Annotated in this window: 13 protein-coding genes; 9 read left to right on the top strand and 4 right to left on the bottom strand. The window is 35.7% G+C overall.

The genetic code is table 11. The annotated features are described in order from the left end of the window. Positions 1 to 68: 68 nt before the first annotated feature. The 4 genes from B2R82_RS13230 to B2R82_RS13215 all read left to right on the top strand — a co-directional run bounded on the left by B2R82_RS13230 (position 69) and on the right by B2R82_RS13215 (position 6,943). Positions 69 to 3,122, top strand: a complete 3,054-nt coding sequence (locus B2R82_RS13230) for an efflux RND transporter permease subunit (RefSeq protein WP_286925309.1) — start codon at positions 69 to 71, stop codon at positions 3,120 to 3,122. Positions 3,123 to 3,141: 19 nt separating this feature from the next. Beyond that, positions 3,142 to 4,227 carry an SDR family oxidoreductase gene (locus B2R82_RS13225; protein ID WP_286925308.1) on the top strand — a complete coding sequence of 362 codons (1,086 nt, stop codon included), beginning with the start codon at positions 3,142 to 3,144 and terminating at the stop codon, positions 4,225 to 4,227. Positions 4,228 to 4,724: 497 nt separating this feature from the next. Continuing rightward, entirely contained in the window at positions 4,725 to 5,489 is a 765-nt protein-coding gene (locus B2R82_RS13220) for a TerC family protein (RefSeq protein ID WP_286925307.1), read from the top strand. 98 nt (positions 5,490 to 5,587) lie between these two features. Continuing rightward, on the top strand, positions 5,588 to 6,943 hold the full coding sequence (locus B2R82_RS13215; protein WP_283870947.1) for a TrkH family potassium uptake protein: 1,356 nt from the start codon (positions 5,588 to 5,590) through the stop codon (positions 6,941 to 6,943). A gap of 395 nt (positions 6,944 to 7,338) precedes the next feature. Here the strand turns inward: B2R82_RS13215 and B2R82_RS13210 are convergent, their stop codons facing one another. Next, complete coding sequence (locus tag B2R82_RS13210) at positions 7,339 to 9,078, bottom strand: B12-binding domain-containing radical SAM protein (RefSeq protein ID WP_286925306.1); 1,740 nt, start codon at positions 9,076 to 9,078, stop codon at positions 7,339 to 7,341. Positions 9,079 to 9,289: 211 nt separating this feature from the next. Between B2R82_RS13210 and B2R82_RS13205 the strand changes: the two genes are divergently transcribed. Both B2R82_RS13205 and B2R82_RS13200 read left to right on the top strand, forming a co-directional pair. Next, complete coding sequence (locus B2R82_RS13205) at positions 9,290 to 10,759, top strand: PAS domain-containing sensor histidine kinase (RefSeq protein WP_286925305.1); 1,470 nt, start codon at positions 9,290 to 9,292, stop codon at positions 10,757 to 10,759. Between the two features lie 121 nt (positions 10,760 to 10,880). Continuing rightward, entirely contained in the window at positions 10,881 to 11,327 is a 447-nt protein-coding gene (locus tag B2R82_RS13200; protein WP_054770115.1) for a MarR family winged helix-turn-helix transcriptional regulator, read from the top strand. Positions 11,328 to 11,513: 186 nt separating this feature from the next. Here B2R82_RS13200 and B2R82_RS13195 read toward each other — a convergent pair whose 3' ends face one another. From B2R82_RS13195 to B2R82_RS13185, 3 genes are all read right to left on the bottom strand, one after another. Then, complete coding sequence (locus B2R82_RS13195) at positions 11,514 to 12,191, bottom strand: hypothetical protein (RefSeq protein WP_286925304.1); 678 nt, start codon at positions 12,189 to 12,191, stop codon at positions 11,514 to 11,516. Positions 12,192 to 12,252: 61 nt separating this feature from the next. Next, positions 12,253 to 12,870, bottom strand: coding sequence for a CPBP family intramembrane glutamic endopeptidase (locus B2R82_RS13190; protein WP_286925303.1), 618 nt, complete (start codon positions 12,868 to 12,870; stop codon positions 12,253 to 12,255). 80 nt (positions 12,871 to 12,950) lie between these two features. Beyond that, a complete protein-coding gene (locus B2R82_RS13185) occupies positions 12,951 to 13,139 on the bottom strand; it encodes a YkvS family protein (protein ID WP_054770113.1) in 189 nt (62 codons plus the stop codon). 125 nt (positions 13,140 to 13,264) lie between these two features. Between B2R82_RS13185 and B2R82_RS13180 the strand changes: the two genes are divergently transcribed. The 3 genes from B2R82_RS13180 to B2R82_RS13170 all read left to right on the top strand — a co-directional run bounded on the left by B2R82_RS13180 (position 13,265) and on the right by B2R82_RS13170 (position 14,864). After that, positions 13,265 to 13,453: a hypothetical protein gene (locus B2R82_RS13180; protein WP_054770112.1), complete on the top strand. Its 189-nt coding sequence runs from the start codon at positions 13,265 to 13,267 to the stop codon at positions 13,451 to 13,453. Between the two features lie 116 nt (positions 13,454 to 13,569). Then, on the top strand, positions 13,570 to 13,722 hold the full coding sequence (locus B2R82_RS13175; protein WP_414674127.1) for a Spo0E family sporulation regulatory protein-aspartic acid phosphatase: 153 nt from the start codon (positions 13,570 to 13,572) through the stop codon (positions 13,720 to 13,722). 275 nt (positions 13,723 to 13,997) lie between these two features. Further along, complete coding sequence (locus tag B2R82_RS13170; protein WP_286925302.1) at positions 13,998 to 14,864, top strand: NAD(P)-dependent oxidoreductase; 867 nt, start codon at positions 13,998 to 14,000, stop codon at positions 14,862 to 14,864. Positions 14,865 to 15,331: the final 467 nt, after the last annotated feature.

Genomic DNA, 15,331 nt, shown 5'->3' with positions numbered 1-15,331 from the left:
TCTAATTTATAAAATATTCTCCTTTTCGGTTATCATAGGAAGGAAGATAGAGAAGGAGTTTGTAAAAAATGAACATTAGTGATTTTTCAATTAAAAGACCTGTTTTTACAATTGTTACGATGCTATTTGTCATTATTTTAGGTGGGGTTTCATTATTAAAAATACCAATTACGCTAATACCTGAGCTACATCCACCTATAGGTGTCGTTGTTACTTCTTATCCTGGTGCGAGTCCAGTAGAAGTCAATGAAAAGATAACCAAGCCTTTAGAAACAACGCTCGCAACCCTACCAGGTATAAAAAAACTACAGTCTACCTCGCAAGAAGGATCCAATTTAATTGTACTTGAGTTTAATTGGTCAACCAATATAGAAGATGTACAGCTTGATATTTTACAGCGAATTGATATGACCCCCTTACCGAGTGATGCTGAGAAGCCTAGCTTTTTAAAGTTTGACCCATCCCAATTTCCGATTATACAGCTTTCGCTTCGTGCAGAAAATGATGATGTAGACGTACGATTATTGGCGGAGGACTTAGAAAAAGAGCTTCGTCGAACAGCAGGAGTCGCAAGTGTAAATGTTTCTGGTAAGCTTGTAGAAGAAGTTCAACTAACTTTAGATGAATCAAAGCTAGTTGAAAAAGGCTTAACGCAAGCGGATATAATCCAAATCATTCAATCCAACAATGTGTCTCTTCCAGGGGAGCCCGTGTTAACTAACGATGGAAAAATGCTAACTACACGTATCCTGAGCACATTAAGTACACCTAAAGACATTGCTGATTTAATTGTTTCAGTAAATCCATTAGATGGTAAAGCCTTGACAGTTGGGGAGGTAGCGACTGTTGAACGTGTAGAGCAAAGATCCATGACGACAACGCGAGCAAATAACCATCCAGCTGTATTAATGTCTGTTTTACAGGAGTCAGGTGCGAATACAGCAGAGGTATCAAAGGCCTTTCAAGATGCGTTAAATGAATTATTAGCAAAGAAGCAGTATCAAGGCATTGTTGCTGATGTACTAACAGATCAAGGAAACTATGTAGATTTAGCGATTAGCAATATTGGGTCCTCGTTACTATTAGGTGGCTTATTCGCAATGTTCGTGCTTTTTGTTTTTTTACGTAGCGTGAAAAGTCCTATTATTATAGGTATTGCTATTCCATACTCAGTAATTGTCACATTTGTTTTAATGTATTTTGCGAATTTCTCCCTCAATATTATGACATTGGGAGCATTAGCGCTTGGGATTGGGATGCTTGTAGATAATGCCATCGTTGTGATTGAAAATATTGAGCGTCATCTAGGAATTGGCAAGAGCCCTATAGTAGCAGCTAAAGAAGGAACGAAAGAGGTAGCACTTGCTATCACCGCGTCCACCCTTACTACAATTGCGGTATTTATTCCTGTCATGTTTATTGAGGGATTAATAGGACAGATCTTCACAGAATTTGCCTTAACCATTTCCTTTAGTTTAATTGCATCTTTAGTGGTTGCATTAACGGTTGTTCCAATGCTTGCTAGCCGTCTTTTAAAAATAAAAGCTGTTAGCATTTATGAGAAACGTAATGAGTCAATCTTATATAAAAACTATAGAGCTTCCATTGTTTGGGTATTGCGACATCGCATGCTTGTCCTTATCTCAACAATCGTCTGCTTTGGCATCGCACTGTTTGGTCTTATGCGAATCGGTACAGAGTTTTTACCATCGACCGATGAAGGATTTACTTCAATTAGTGTAAATCTAGAAAAGGGTGTTGCTGTATCAGAAACGGAGAAAATAGTTGCGAAAATTGAAGATCGGCTAAAACAGGAGAAGGATGTGGATGTTTATGTCAGCTTAGTTGGTGGTACACAGCAATCACAGGCTCGCGGACAAACAAGTGCCAATCAGGCAGAGCTTTATGTAAAGCTAGTTCCTTTAGCAGATAGAAAACGTTCAATTTTTGAATTTGTTGAGGAGCTTGAGCAAGATTTACATACTGAGCTTGGTGAACAGGCAGAAATCACCTTTAATGTCTCCACATCAACTGGCTCATCCCCAAATACATTGACATTTAGATTAACCGATTCTGATGAACAACGACTTCATAGTGCAGTCAATAAAGTGCAACAGGAGCTTTTGAAGGTAAGTGCTGTCACAAATGTTTCCACAGATTTAGATAACACTGTAAAAGAAATTCAAGTCGAGGTGAACCGAGAAAGGGCAAAAGATTACGGATTTGTTCCTGCACAAATAGCACAACTGGTCAATCAAATGACTAAGGGTCAACTTACAACACAAATCATTGCAGAGGATGGTGCGGTACTACCGGTTTATACAGGCTTTGGACATGTCTTTAATAATAGCATTGAATCTTTAAAATCTATGCAGTTACGTTCTCCGGCAGGCTTATTTGTAAAGCTTGAGGATATAGCTACTGTTGCTGTTCAAGAAGGACCCGTATCGATTAGACGCTCTGATCAAGCGGCTGCTGTAGCATTTTTTGTGGAGTATGAAACGAAGGAATCTTTAGGCGGTATTTCGGCTAAAGTTGACCAAGCATTACAAAAGGCTAAGTTACCTTCTGAAACCCAGGTAGTCTTTAGTGGAGATCGTGAACTTTATGATAGTGCTATCAATGATATGCTTTTAGCCGTTGCACTAGCTGTAGTGCTCGTATATATCGTAATGGCAGCACAATTCGAATCATTTAAGCATCCATTTGTAATCATGTTTACGGTACCGTTAATGATTATTGGTGTTGCCATAGCAATGTTTATGACGAATACGCTTATTGGAGTGACCTCTGTTATCGGTATATTAGTCCTTGTAGGGATTGTCGTTAATAATGGAATTGTGCTTGTAGATTATATTAATCAGCAAAAGTCTAAAGGAATGGGGACCTATGATGCGATCTTACTTGCTACTCAGGATAGACTTCGCCCAATTTTAATGACGGCGCTCACGACCATTTTAGGTTTGCTGCCACTTGCACTAGGCTTTGGTGAAGGAACAGAGATGAATCAGCCTATGGGTATTGCAGTTATTGGCGGCCTTGTCACATCGACTTTGCTGACATTATATATTGTACCGACTGTTTATAGCTTAATGGATAAAGAAACTCGGAAGATACGGTAGGCTCAGGGGGAATTGAGAGATGGGAGTTCATTTTTTTACAGGTTTTCCAGGATTCATTTCAAGTCAATTGATAAGGGAGATATTTCGAAAAAATCAGGCACAGGAAGTTGTAGTTATCGTTTTAGCAGGAGAATTAGTGAAGGCTAATATTGAAAAAGATTCTATTATTGCGGAGTTTCCAAATGGTTTGATTCGTATAGTAGAGGGAGATATTACATTACCGAATCTTGGACTAGAAAATCAAACAGTACAGGAAGTAGTACCTCAAATAGAAGTGCTTTGGCACCTAGCAGCCATATATGATTTAGCAGTCCCACGTGATATAGCCTGGAAGGTAAATGTGCATGGTACAACAATGGTCAATGATTTTGTTCGAAGTCTTCCAAATTTAAGACGTTATATGTACTTTAGTACAGCCTATGTGGCAGGTACACGTGAAGGTGTTTTAAAAGAAAATGAACTCGTTCGTCCTCCTGCATTTAAAAACTATTATGAGGAAACAAAATATGAAGCTGAACATCGTGTAGAAGATTTAAAATCAGAAATTCCATTAACGATTATTCGACCTGGTATTGTGCGTGGTCATTCCGAAACAGGAGAAACAATCAAATTTGATGGACCTTACTTCTTTTTAAATATGGTAGATAAATTAAAATGGTTGCCTTTTATTCCGTATATCGGTCAATCTACATCAACAATTAATGTAGTTCCAGTAGATTATATTATTAATGCTTCAACGTATCTTGTTGATGAAAAATGTGCTGAAGGGAAAACCTTGCATTTAACAGATCCGAATCCACATCCTGTTCAAGAAGTATACCAGACAATGGTGAAATTATTAACGAGTCAATCTCCTAAGGGACAATTACCATTGATTCTAGCAAAAGTATCTTTGCGAGTGCCATTTATTCGAAAAAAACTTGGGGTAGAGCAGGAAACGTTAGACTATTTAACGTGGAATGCTCACTTTGATACAACGGAAGCAGTAGCAATTTTGACAAAGGGTGGGATTACATGTCCTGATTTTATAGATACGATGCCTATCATGATTGATTTCTATTTAGCGCATAAAGAAGAAAAAAACTATCAAATTCAGATAAAATAGAATTAGTCTTTTATCTTTTTTGCTATGAAGATGAATTAGTAGATAGATCATTTTGCCACGCTTTCATGTTAGTGCTATAATATTTTTTACAGAAGAACACCTTCGACATTTTGTCAAAGGGGAGTAGCTAACAGATACGAGCGTTGTAGCTGGTTTCACATTCGTCAAGACATGGTATTTACCATCGGGTGTGATAGTAAATAACTCTATGCTTTCTAGCTTGGAGTTGAAATTTTCTGATAGAAGGGATTTATCTTCATTCAGCAAATGTTTTTTGTATCGAAAGTTTTATGCGCGTAAGCATTGCGGCAGATACAGAAGACGCCACCTCTAAAGGTGGTGAGATGAAATGAAAATCCGTGACATCTGCCAATTACGCCAAGGCGTAATTGATTTACTTAGCGAGACCTTTGCCTTTTCATAGGGCAGAGGTCTTTTCTTTTGTACCTGTATAGTAATGACTAATTTGGGTATACAGAGGTAGAGGAGGCACTTACATGGAGGCAATTTTATTACAGTATGGGTGGGTACTTATTGTACTGATTGTTTTAGAAGGATTATTAGCAGCAGATAATGCAGTTGTAATGGCTGTAATGGTGAGACATTTACCGCGTGATCAACAAAAAAAGGCTTTATTTTATGGATTATTTGGCGCATTAATTTTCCGATTTTCAGCGCTTTTTATTATTACAGTGCTAGTGAATTATTGGCAGATTCAAGCACTAGGAGCAGCATATTTATTATTCATGTCAGGGAAAAATATATATGATTTACGCCATAAAGAGGATTCAACAGACGAAACGAATGAGAAAGTAACAAAAAGAGGCAGTGGTTTCTGGATGACGGTGCTTAAGGTGGAGGCTGCGGATATTGCATTTGCTATCGATTCTATGCTTGCAGCAGTAGCTATAGCGGTCACACTACCAGAACTAGGGCATTTTGATATTGGTGGTATCAATGGCGGTCAATTTGCAGTGATGCTACTTGGAGGATTTATTGGTGTAATCATGATGCGATTTGCTGCACAATGGTTTGTAAAAGTATTAAATGACTATCCTTCACTTGAAACGGCTGCATTTTTAATTGTTGGTTGGGTAGGTGTCAAGCTTGTTGTGTTAACATTGTCACACGAAAAAGTAGGCATTTTACCAGTAGAGTTCCCTCATTCTACAGCGTGGGAGGTAACTTTTTGGGTTGTACTAGTAGCAATTGCACTAGTTGGTTACTTAGTAGGTGTAAGGAATAAACAACATACACATTAACTTTTTGAGGAATAGTCATATCTATTCCTCTTTCTTTTTTGACGTATTTTTTCTATACTAATATCTATCGAGTTTAGAGTATGGAAGGAGTTAAGAAAGTGCCTTGGAAAAAATCATCGAATAGGCTTGTAACGCCGTTTCAGGTACTAGTATCTTATTATTTTATAGCCATAGCCATTTCCTTCCTGTTACTACGACTTCCGGGCGTTCATCAAGAAGGTGTGAAAGTTTCGTTATTAGATAGCTTGTTTACAGCAGTAAGCGCAGTAAGTGTAACGGGTTTAACCACATTTAATATTTCAGAGACGTATACAACCTTTGGACTCGTAATGGTGCTTGTTATTCTGCAGCTTGGAGCCATTGGCATTATGTCACTCGGTACCTTTGTTTGGTTATTGGTTGGGAAAAAAATAGGCATGCGTGAGCGACAATTAATTATGATAGACCATAACCAATATAATTTATCTGGCGTAGTTCAATTAATTCGGGAAATATTAAAAATCTTAATCGGTATTGAGGTTGTAGGTGCATTTATACTAACATTACACTTTACGAATTATTTCGATACGTTAGAGGAAGCTTTTCTACATGGTGTCTTTGCTTCTATTTCCGCCACTACTAATGGTGGTTTCGATATTACAGGAATGAGCTTGCTACCGTTTCATAACGATTATTTTGTTCAATTGATTACGATGGTCTTAATTGTCCTTGGCGCAATAGGCTTCCCGGTACTTATAGAAGTAAAAACTTTTTTAATGAATCGTCATGCAAATTTCCGATTCAGTTTATTTACAAAAATTACTACCTCCACGTATGCAATTTTATTTGTAGTTGGTGCTGTCGTAATTTTTCTGCTTGAATCATTTCATTCTTTTAAGGGAATGGCTTGGCATGAGGCGCTGTTTTCTGCTATGTTTCATTCGGTTTCGACACGCTCAGCAGGGCTTACAACATATGATGTAACAACATTTAGTGAAGCAACAGATATTTTTATGAGTTTCCTAATGTTTATCGGTTCTTCACCTAGCTCAGTTGGTGGTGGGATACGTACAACAACATTCGCCATGGCTATCCTATTCCTTATTACCTTTGCAAGAGGAAGAGAGGATATTCAAGTATTTGGACGTGAAATTCATTTAATTGATGTCTTTCGCTCGTTTGTTGTTATTTTGTTAGCTTTCTTTATGGTCTTGGTTGCGACTATTATTTTACTTATTACTGAGCCGCATGCTTCACTGATACAAATCATTTTTGAAATTACCTCAGCATTCGGTACATGTGGCATGTCATTAGGAATTACTTCTGATTTATCAATAGTCGGCAAAATTATCATTATTATTTTGATGTTTGTTGGTCGTGTCGGCTTAATTTCCTTCCTTTATACTCTTGGTGGTGGAGGAAGAGGTAAAAAATCAAGCTATCATTATCCAAAGGAACGTGTAATTATTGGGTAACAGGGTTTTGTCATAACCTGAGTGTACGTTAAAAAGTATATTTAACGTGTATTCGGGTTTCTTTTTTAACTTGGTAAAGGCAATAGAAAAATCGCTAAAAAACAATTTTCATTAAAATGTCAAAAAATTTAAAATTATTTATCCCGAGTGTATTATTATTGAAATGGGTATTAATTACAAGATGATTATGTTCTTCAGCTAAGAATTTAGCACTAAGAATTTTTGGGTTATTTGTGCTACCCTTACTAAGGGAAAGTAACAGAAGTGAACTTCCTGTTTGTCTGTTCATTATGGTTAACTTTTGAAGAGTTAAATAGGTTTGGGAAATTTAAGAATTCTTTAAGAATAGAAAAACGCCAATCCTAATGTTGATTTTATAGGATTAGCGTTTTTAATTATATAGAATGGATGGACGCAAAGTACGGGGCTTGTCCATGACGGAAATATGTGAATAGATAGCCGTTTTTTTGTACAATTTTGCCCTTTGTGAAATTTTGGTAATCCAAGTGGTGTGGTACTACAAGTGTATGTTTAAATAATTCTTTTTCTGATAAATTGAAATTAGCGAATGCTTCTCCCGCTATTGAAGGGTTTTCACGCAAGGCATTGTAAATTGCTTTTTGCTGTTCTTCAGTAGGACGTTCCTTCCACCATAGTTTACGAGGCTGGAATTGCTGTACCATCAGATAATCAAGTTGCATTAAGCTTTTAACAATATCTATATTCACACCTTCTATTGTTTCTAAAAACATTAATAAACGACGGAATAAATCCTCAAGTTGATGGCCAATTCGGGACCATCCCTTTGATTCCCAATAAGTTCCGAAATTTTGGAAGAAATCAAAAGGTGTTTCAAAAACTTCCGTTACTAGATATTCAACTGTATGATCCATACGATGATCATTCCAATACTTCTCAAGTACATCCTCTGCATGTTTAATACGGACAATATCATCGAAGTTTAAGACATTATTAGAGAAAATCTCATAGGGTGCTAAATCCACATAAGTATAGCCGAATTTTTCAGCTTCAAGGCGAAGCCCTGTCCCGCGCAGAAGCTTTAGGAACCCAAGCTGTAATTCCTCAGGTCTCATTGCAAAAACATCATTAAAAGTTTGTCTGAAGCTACCATAATCCTCTTCAGGCAGACCAGCAATTAAATCTAAATGCTGATCAATTTTCCTACCATCTTTTACCATGGTCACTGTGCGCTTTAGCTTTTCAAAATTTTGACGGCGTTTGACGAGTGTATTTGTTAAATCGTTTGTGGATTGTACGCCTATTTCAAAACGGAATAAACCTTTTGGGGCGTTATCATTTAAAAATTGGATGACCTCTGGACGCATAATATCTGCGGTAATCTCAAATTGAAAGACAACACCTGGCTTATGCTCATCGATTAAAAATTGAAACATTTCCATAGCATAGCTACGACTAATATTAAAAGTACGGTCAACAAATTTAATTGTACGTGCACCATTATTCATTAAAAAACGAATGTCTTCTTTTATTTTTTCACGGTTAAAGTAACGAACCCCTACTTCAATAGAAGATAAACAAAATTGACAGCTAAACGGACATCCTCTACTTGTTTCAATATACTGTATTCGTTTGCTGAGGTGTGGAATATCCTCTTCAAAACGAAATGGACTAGGCAATTCTCGTAAGTCTATCTTTGGAGGCTGAGCGTGAATTCTTACTTTACCATCCTCTAAATAACATATCCCTGGTACATCCTCTAATGAAATATCTCCATGTAAATAGCGAAGTAATTGTTTAAAAGATGTCTCGCCCTCACCCATGATAATAAAATCAATTTCTTCAACCCTACGTAACCAATAGTGGACATCATAAGAAACTTCAGGTCCTCCCAGCAAAATTTTAACATCAGGGCAGACAGTTTTTAACATTTTAATAACATGAATAGTTTCTTCAATATTCCAGATGTAGCAACTAAATCCTACAATATCAGGTTTTTTTTGAAATAAATCTGATACAATATTAAAAGAGGGATCTTTAATTGTGTATTCTGCAATAATTGGATTGAATTCTGGTAAAGCAGCTCCTTTTAAATAACGCAATGCTAAATTTGTGTGAATATACTTTGCGTTTAAAGTAGTTAAAATAGTATTCATTCAATAATCTTCCTTTCAACATCTAATTGTAACAGTCAAGTAGCTATCATACAATATAATCCTTTTTACCTATTTATTTTGTGAACGGTTCGTGAAATAATTTTAAATACTTAAATTTACTAAATTTTGTAATAATAGAATCGTACAGTCATAAAGTATAGTAAAGGCTCAAAATTCAATTTAGAGGTTTTTTACTCTTTTGAAAGGTTCGGTGAGAAAGTTGAAGCAAAATGATATTAATCAATGTTTTGGAAATCTTATGAAAAGTACTTCGTCACCAACACTTATTCTGAATAAAGCAGGAAAAATTTTAAACGTTAATGAAGCTGCTATAAAACTTTTTAACCTGAATTTAACGTATATTGGCTATTTAGCAATGGACGAGCCATCCAATCTAAAATGGGCGAAGTTTGTCAAACAACTACAAAACGACCTGAGATCTGAAGAAATCTTTAATATTCGTATTGCAGGTAACGAATTTGAGATGATGTCCTTCAAATGTTTTTATGATCCAAATACAGGGGAAATCGTTGCCCAAATATCAACATTAAATAATGATGTTGCCCATAGGTTATATGTTAGTCAGGAGCAGGAAAGGTCACAGTCTTTCAATGCATACGACCACTTACCATATGCTGTCATAGTAAGTGATGCTAGCGGGATAATTCTTGGGCTCAATAAGTATGCAGAAATGTATTTAAAATTAGAAAAAACGCAGCTTCTTCATAAAGCACATCAGCATATTTTTGACTCATTTACAATGAAAAAGGGACAAATTACATCCTATCTTTCAAAGTTAATGGGTGAGAAACATGCAAGTATTCATGTTGTTGATGAAACGCAAGTTAGTAGAACATGCTATTATGAAATTTCTAGTGTTTTTGATGAATACAACAATATTATTATCACAGTTATTAATGATGAAACAGAAAAGAAACAACTTCAACATAAAGTGGAGCATCAGCAGGCTTTAAATGTGGTTGGTCAAATGGCAGCTAGCATTGCCCATGAAATTCGGAATCCATTGACTTCACTCAAGGGCTTTACGGAATTATTAAAGCTGAATGCTGATGAAGAATCGCGAATGTATTTATCTGTTATTGACAGTGAGCTCCAACGGATGGAACAAATTTTATCCGAGCTTTTAGTATTGTCCAAGCCAACAAGTATGAAGGTGGAATTATTAGATTTGGACAATATTGTGAAGCAAGTGATTGAATTTATGCTTCCAGATGCTTTGATGAAAAATATTATGATTCAATATATTTCTTCTGCTAATCAAGCAGCTTATATTGGCGGTAATGAAAATCGCTTAAAGCAAGTTTTCATGAATCTCATCAAAAATGCGATGGAGTCCATGAATAATGGTGGAACAATCACGATAGAAATGAATGTCATTGACTGCACGATGGTTGAACTAATGATTAAAGATGAAGGCAATGGTATGGATAGCAGTACCCTTCAAAACTTATTCCAGCCTTTTTACACGACTAAATCAACAGGGACAGGACTAGGCCTTGCTTTCGTGAAAAAAGTGATAGAAGAGCATGAAGGGTTAATTGGTGTGAATAGTGAGTTACAGAAGGGGACATGCTTCCACCTGCAATTCCCCATTTACACATTTAATCAAATGGATGCAGTGGATGTATCGTCGAAGGACTCCGCTTATTTAGTAACATAAGGAGAGTATAAATGATTGCATAAATGCTTTAAAATGCACGAATTTAGATATTGCTTTTGACAATGCTTTTCTAAAATCGCTATAATGGCATGTATAAAGAGCGAATTGAGAGGAAAAGGATATGACGTCAGAAGATTTAAAGCAATCTTTAAAATTATATATTGTATTATCACGTGCACATAAAGCGATTAACGAGACAACTCATTCATTCTTTCAAGAGAATGGATTAAATCCTACTGAATTTGCCGTATTAGAGCTTCTTTATCATAAAGGAAGACAACCTTTACAGCAAATTGGCAATAAAATTTTGCTAGCCAGTGGGTCTATTACGTATGTCATTGACAAGCTCGAAAAAAGAGGATATTTATTACGTGTCTCTTGTCCAGCAGATCGCCGAGTTACCTATGCAGAAATTACTGAGAAGGGTGAGGCGTTTATGAGTGAGTTATTTCCAAAGCATGAGCGTCATTTGCATGAGCTAGTGAGTGTGTTATCTGTGGAGGAAAAAGATCAAGCCATCAATTTGTTGAAAAAATTAGGGCTGTCCATTAAAGATTTATCTTATTAAGAAGTACCCGATTGTTAAGGGCACTGAAAAAGTCGATTTGCCGTAAAAATTGTCATGCAAATCGATTTTTTTAATTTTAAAAAGACAAAAAGTGAATTTTTTAGTTCTTTATTGCTTTGGGGTGTTTTTATGAACAAAGAGACTGTAGGCAAACTTTTTAGTTCGTCTACAGTCTTATTTTCATATTTATTGTTTTGAAATTGTTGCCGCCATATTAAGCATTGCATCTGTTAAGTCTAATTCATCATTATCATGGATTATTAGTTTTGTAATTAAGCCATCTTTTTCAAAAACAACCCCAACTACTTTTTCTGTATCGAAATCAACCACATAGCCTTCGATATTTGTTACATTCTTAAATGCTGAAAGTTCCTCAGATGTTAATGCCACTGTTTCCCCGACAGCATTCATATGATCCTGCAAAGAAGTTTTAACATCATTAAAGTTTGCCTGAGAAGCATCTACAGTTTCAATACGCATAAATACTTCATCATTTTCATTTGAGACTAACATATCTTTACCTGGTTCTTCTTGAGTAAGTGTGAATCCAGGTAGCTGTTGCATTTTATAGCCTTGTTCAACGCTTTTAGATTCACTTGCCTTTTCAGTTTTATCTACACCTTTTTGGACGTATTTAACCTCTTTTTGTGGACTAGTAGAAGTATCTGTGTTTGAATCATTTGATGTAGGCGTTTCTTGCGCTTCACCTGCAGTGTTATCCTTAGATGGTTTTTGTTCATTGGAAGTATTTGATGGCTCATTATTTTGAGCACCTGAACTCTCTGATTTGTCAGTAGTATTACATCCTACAAATAAAACGGCTGTTAGTAATAATGCAAGTAATGAGAATAATTTTTTTTGCATGAAATGCCCTCCTTTTCTAAATTAAACGTTGGTAAAGATAAAATGTTTCCAATTTTTAATGTTATGATGTTAAAGGTAACACTAAAAATAATAATAGTACAAAAACTACATGGGCTACAATAACAAGTGGCATACTTTTACGCCATTCATATAAAAAGCCCCAAATGAGGCTTGCTATGAGTGCGGCAACCATACCAAGTATAAAACCGCTTAGGGCAATGGAGATGGCACATAAAATAGCTGTTACAATAACTGCTACAGCAGGACGCATAAAGCGTTTTAACTGTTGTTGAACATATCCGCGCCAAAATAGTTCTTCACCAATAGCTATAATGAATACAAGTAAAATATAGTGCCAAATATTTTGTGGTCCATAGTTTGTTAAAAAATTTTGAACAGATTGTACTAACGAATCATTGATGTATGGTGCAAGCCAATAACCCAAGCGAATGATACCATATGTGATTGTACCGTATCCAATACCAAAGAGTAGGAATTGCCATGTAGGTAATTGATCTTCGATTTTACCGGCTAAAATGGAGATTGCAATACATACAAGCAAAATAAATGCATACAAGTACCAAAATACTGCTTGATTAGCAAAGGTAAAAGCCAGCATGCCATAAACGAATAATAAAGAAAGGAGAAATAATATTGTTTGTTTCGAATTTGTAAGCATAATTCGACCTCCATGCTTTAATTTTATCAAAAAAAAAGTCCCATATCATCTATAAAGACAAATAGGGACTATTCAGACTATTAAGCTTCATTAGTATATAAAATTTTGTATCGTTTATGGTTAACAACTGTTTTCTCTTCAATCTCTAGAGAATCGAAATTCTCCATGTATGTTAAATCTACAATTACCGAATTTTCATTTACCTTTTCAACAATACCTTGCAGACCATTTTTAAACTCGATAATATTTCCAACTTCAGCTATTTTCACAGACAGTCAGCTCCTTCATCGACTAATAATATACAGTTTGCATTAAAAAAAGGGAAACGTAAAGCTTTTTTTGAATAATTCATAATTTATTACACAAAATGATTTAGAAGAAAGGAATAGAATAAATGGATAAATACGAAAATATGCTTAAACAATTACAAAATGGGGAAATTAACAGTATAGAAATTGATAAGGAACAATTTTATGAATTCCGAGAAGTACTGGTAAAACACCCTTTATTCAAACATTTTCGTGGAGAGGCCAAACAAAATGGGCTAGTGATTTACACTTATCAGGAAATTCCTAGAAGTTAATTTGTCGAACATTGTCGGAAGTTAATGCTGTAAGAAATGAAATATAAATGTATAATAATGGTATGATTATTTGTATGTGGAGGGTTGTATGAATGGTCAATCTACTCTTGAAACAAATGGAACAAACTCGTGAGATGATGATTCGCTCAGGTGTAGAAAACGGGTTACAAAACGCAAAAACCATTCAACTGAGTCGCAGATTAGATCAGTTAATGAACACTTATTATAGACAGACAGCATTTGAGGAAGAAGAAGATCAAGAAGAATAAAAGAATGTTCCAGTATTCAGAGTATAAACTTTAAAAAAGATGTTTAAAAAACATTTAACGGGGAATACTTATATTGAACACAGCAACATTCTCATTTCCCCCTTTAGAGCAGTGATACCCCATCACTTGCTCTCTTTTTTGTTTAATCGTATAAATAGACATTAAGAAGAGTTTGAATTATTGCACTTATTCCACTACACTGAAAAGATAACAATTAGTGTTAATCATTCATTTTCAATGGATGGCTAGCATGGAATAAGAAGGAGTCGCTACATATGGGAAAAGAACGTATTGCATTTATTGGTACAGGCGTTATGGGTGCTAGTATTGTTAAGCATTTATTACACAATGGTCATGAAGTAACGGTTTATACTAGAACTAAAGAAAAAGCTGAAGCACTTGTAGCATTAGGTGCAACTTGGGCTAGCTCTCCAGCAGAGGCATTTAAAAATAAGGATTTAGCTTTCACAATGGTTGGATACCCTTCAGATGTAGAGGAAGTATATTTTGGAGACAATGGATTATTTCAATCTGCTGAAACAGGCAATATCTTGATTGATATGACTACTTCAGAGCCGACATTAGCGAAGAAAATTTTTACTCATGCTCAAATGATTGGGGTAGAAGCGTTAGATGCACCTGTTTCTGGGGGGGATATTGGTGCTCAAAATGGTACACTATCCATTATGGTTGGCGGCAGCAAGGCTACATTTGATAAAGTATTAGCAGTCATGAAACATTTTGGTGAGAATATTGTTTATCAAGGTGAAGCAGGTGCAGGACAGCATGCTAAAATGTGTAATCAGATTGTTATTGCTTCTGGGATGATTGGTGTATGTGAATCATTAGCTTATGGTTTAAAAGCTGGACTTGATTTACCAACAGTATTACAATCGATTGCTTCTGGTGCTGCTGGATCCTGGTCTTTAAGTAATTTAGCACCTCGTATGATTAATGATGATTACGCACCTGGTTTTTATATTAAACATTTTGTCAAGGACATGAAAATTGCTTTAGATGAATCTAAAAAAATGGGGATATCGTTACCAGGTTTAGCACTTGCTTATGAAATGTATGAGAAGCTTATTGAAGAGGGCTATGGTGAATATGGTACACAGGCACTTTTAAAAGCTTATCAGTAATATTATAGAAAACCCGAAGTATAGGTACTTCGGGTTTTCTCATGTTGTTGAAATACTATTATGTCAATGAAATTAAGGTGACAAATTAAAAAGTATAGCCCTTTTTCAAAACGAGGGGTTGATCTCCGTTCCGACTGAGTGCTTTTCTGGGGACATCCGATGAGCCGCTTCACTCGCGCTGTGAAGCTCCAGATCTTATCTGTGACGTTGAATCCCCGAGAAGTCATTCAGTCTATACTCCAACCAACCACTGCACATCGTATTTTCTTCTGGTATTTCACATAAAAGTATAGTGATAAATTGAAGTCTTAACCCACTATTTTGCGCAAAATTGAGCTTTGGTAACATTTCCTATTCGAAAGAAGCGTCAGCAATAAGTAACTTTATGTAAAGTTATAAAGTAGTTTTATGCATAAAATGTGAGTAATGTGCTTTTACCTTACTTTTGAAGGAAGAAAATATTTAAA

This window comes from Lysinibacillus sp. UBA6686 (assembly GCF_002455205.1).
GTDB lineage: Bacteria > Bacillota > Bacilli > Bacillales_A > Planococcaceae > Lysinibacillus > Lysinibacillus pakistanensis.
The sequence above is the reverse complement of the archived record's forward strand: the minus strand, read 5'-3'. Positions and strand labels throughout refer to the sequence as shown.

Bases quoted from the DNA above. Each gene is read 5' to 3' on its own strand.
- B2R82_RS13230 (WP_286925309.1), top strand. From the start codon at position 69: ATGAACATTAGTGATTTTTCAATTAAAAGACCTGTTTTTACAATTGTT.
- B2R82_RS13225 (WP_286925308.1), top strand. From the start codon at position 3,142: ATGGGAGTTCATTTTTTTACAGGTTTTCCAGGATTCATTTCAAGTCAA.
- B2R82_RS13220 (WP_286925307.1), top strand. From the start codon at position 4,725: ATGGAGGCAATTTTATTACAGTATGGGTGGGTACTTATTGTACTGATT.
- B2R82_RS13210 (WP_286925306.1), bottom strand. From the start codon at position 9,078: ATGAATACTATTTTAACTACTTTAAACGCAAAGTATATTCACACAAAT.
- B2R82_RS13200 (WP_054770115.1), top strand. From the start codon at position 10,881: ATGACGTCAGAAGATTTAAAGCAATCTTTAAAATTATATATTGTATTA.
- B2R82_RS13195 (WP_286925304.1), bottom strand. From the start codon at position 12,191: ATGCAAAAAAAATTATTCTCATTACTTGCATTATTACTAACAGCCGTT.
- B2R82_RS13190 (WP_286925303.1), bottom strand. From the start codon at position 12,870: ATGCTTACAAATTCGAAACAAACAATATTATTTCTCCTTTCTTTATTA.
- B2R82_RS13180 (WP_054770112.1), top strand. From the start codon at position 13,265: ATGGATAAATACGAAAATATGCTTAAACAATTACAAAATGGGGAAATT.
- B2R82_RS13175 (WP_414674127.1), top strand. From the start codon at position 13,570: ATGGAACAAACTCGTGAGATGATGATTCGCTCAGGTGTAGAAAACGGG.
- B2R82_RS13170 (WP_286925302.1), top strand. From the start codon at position 13,998: ATGGGAAAAGAACGTATTGCATTTATTGGTACAGGCGTTATGGGTGCT.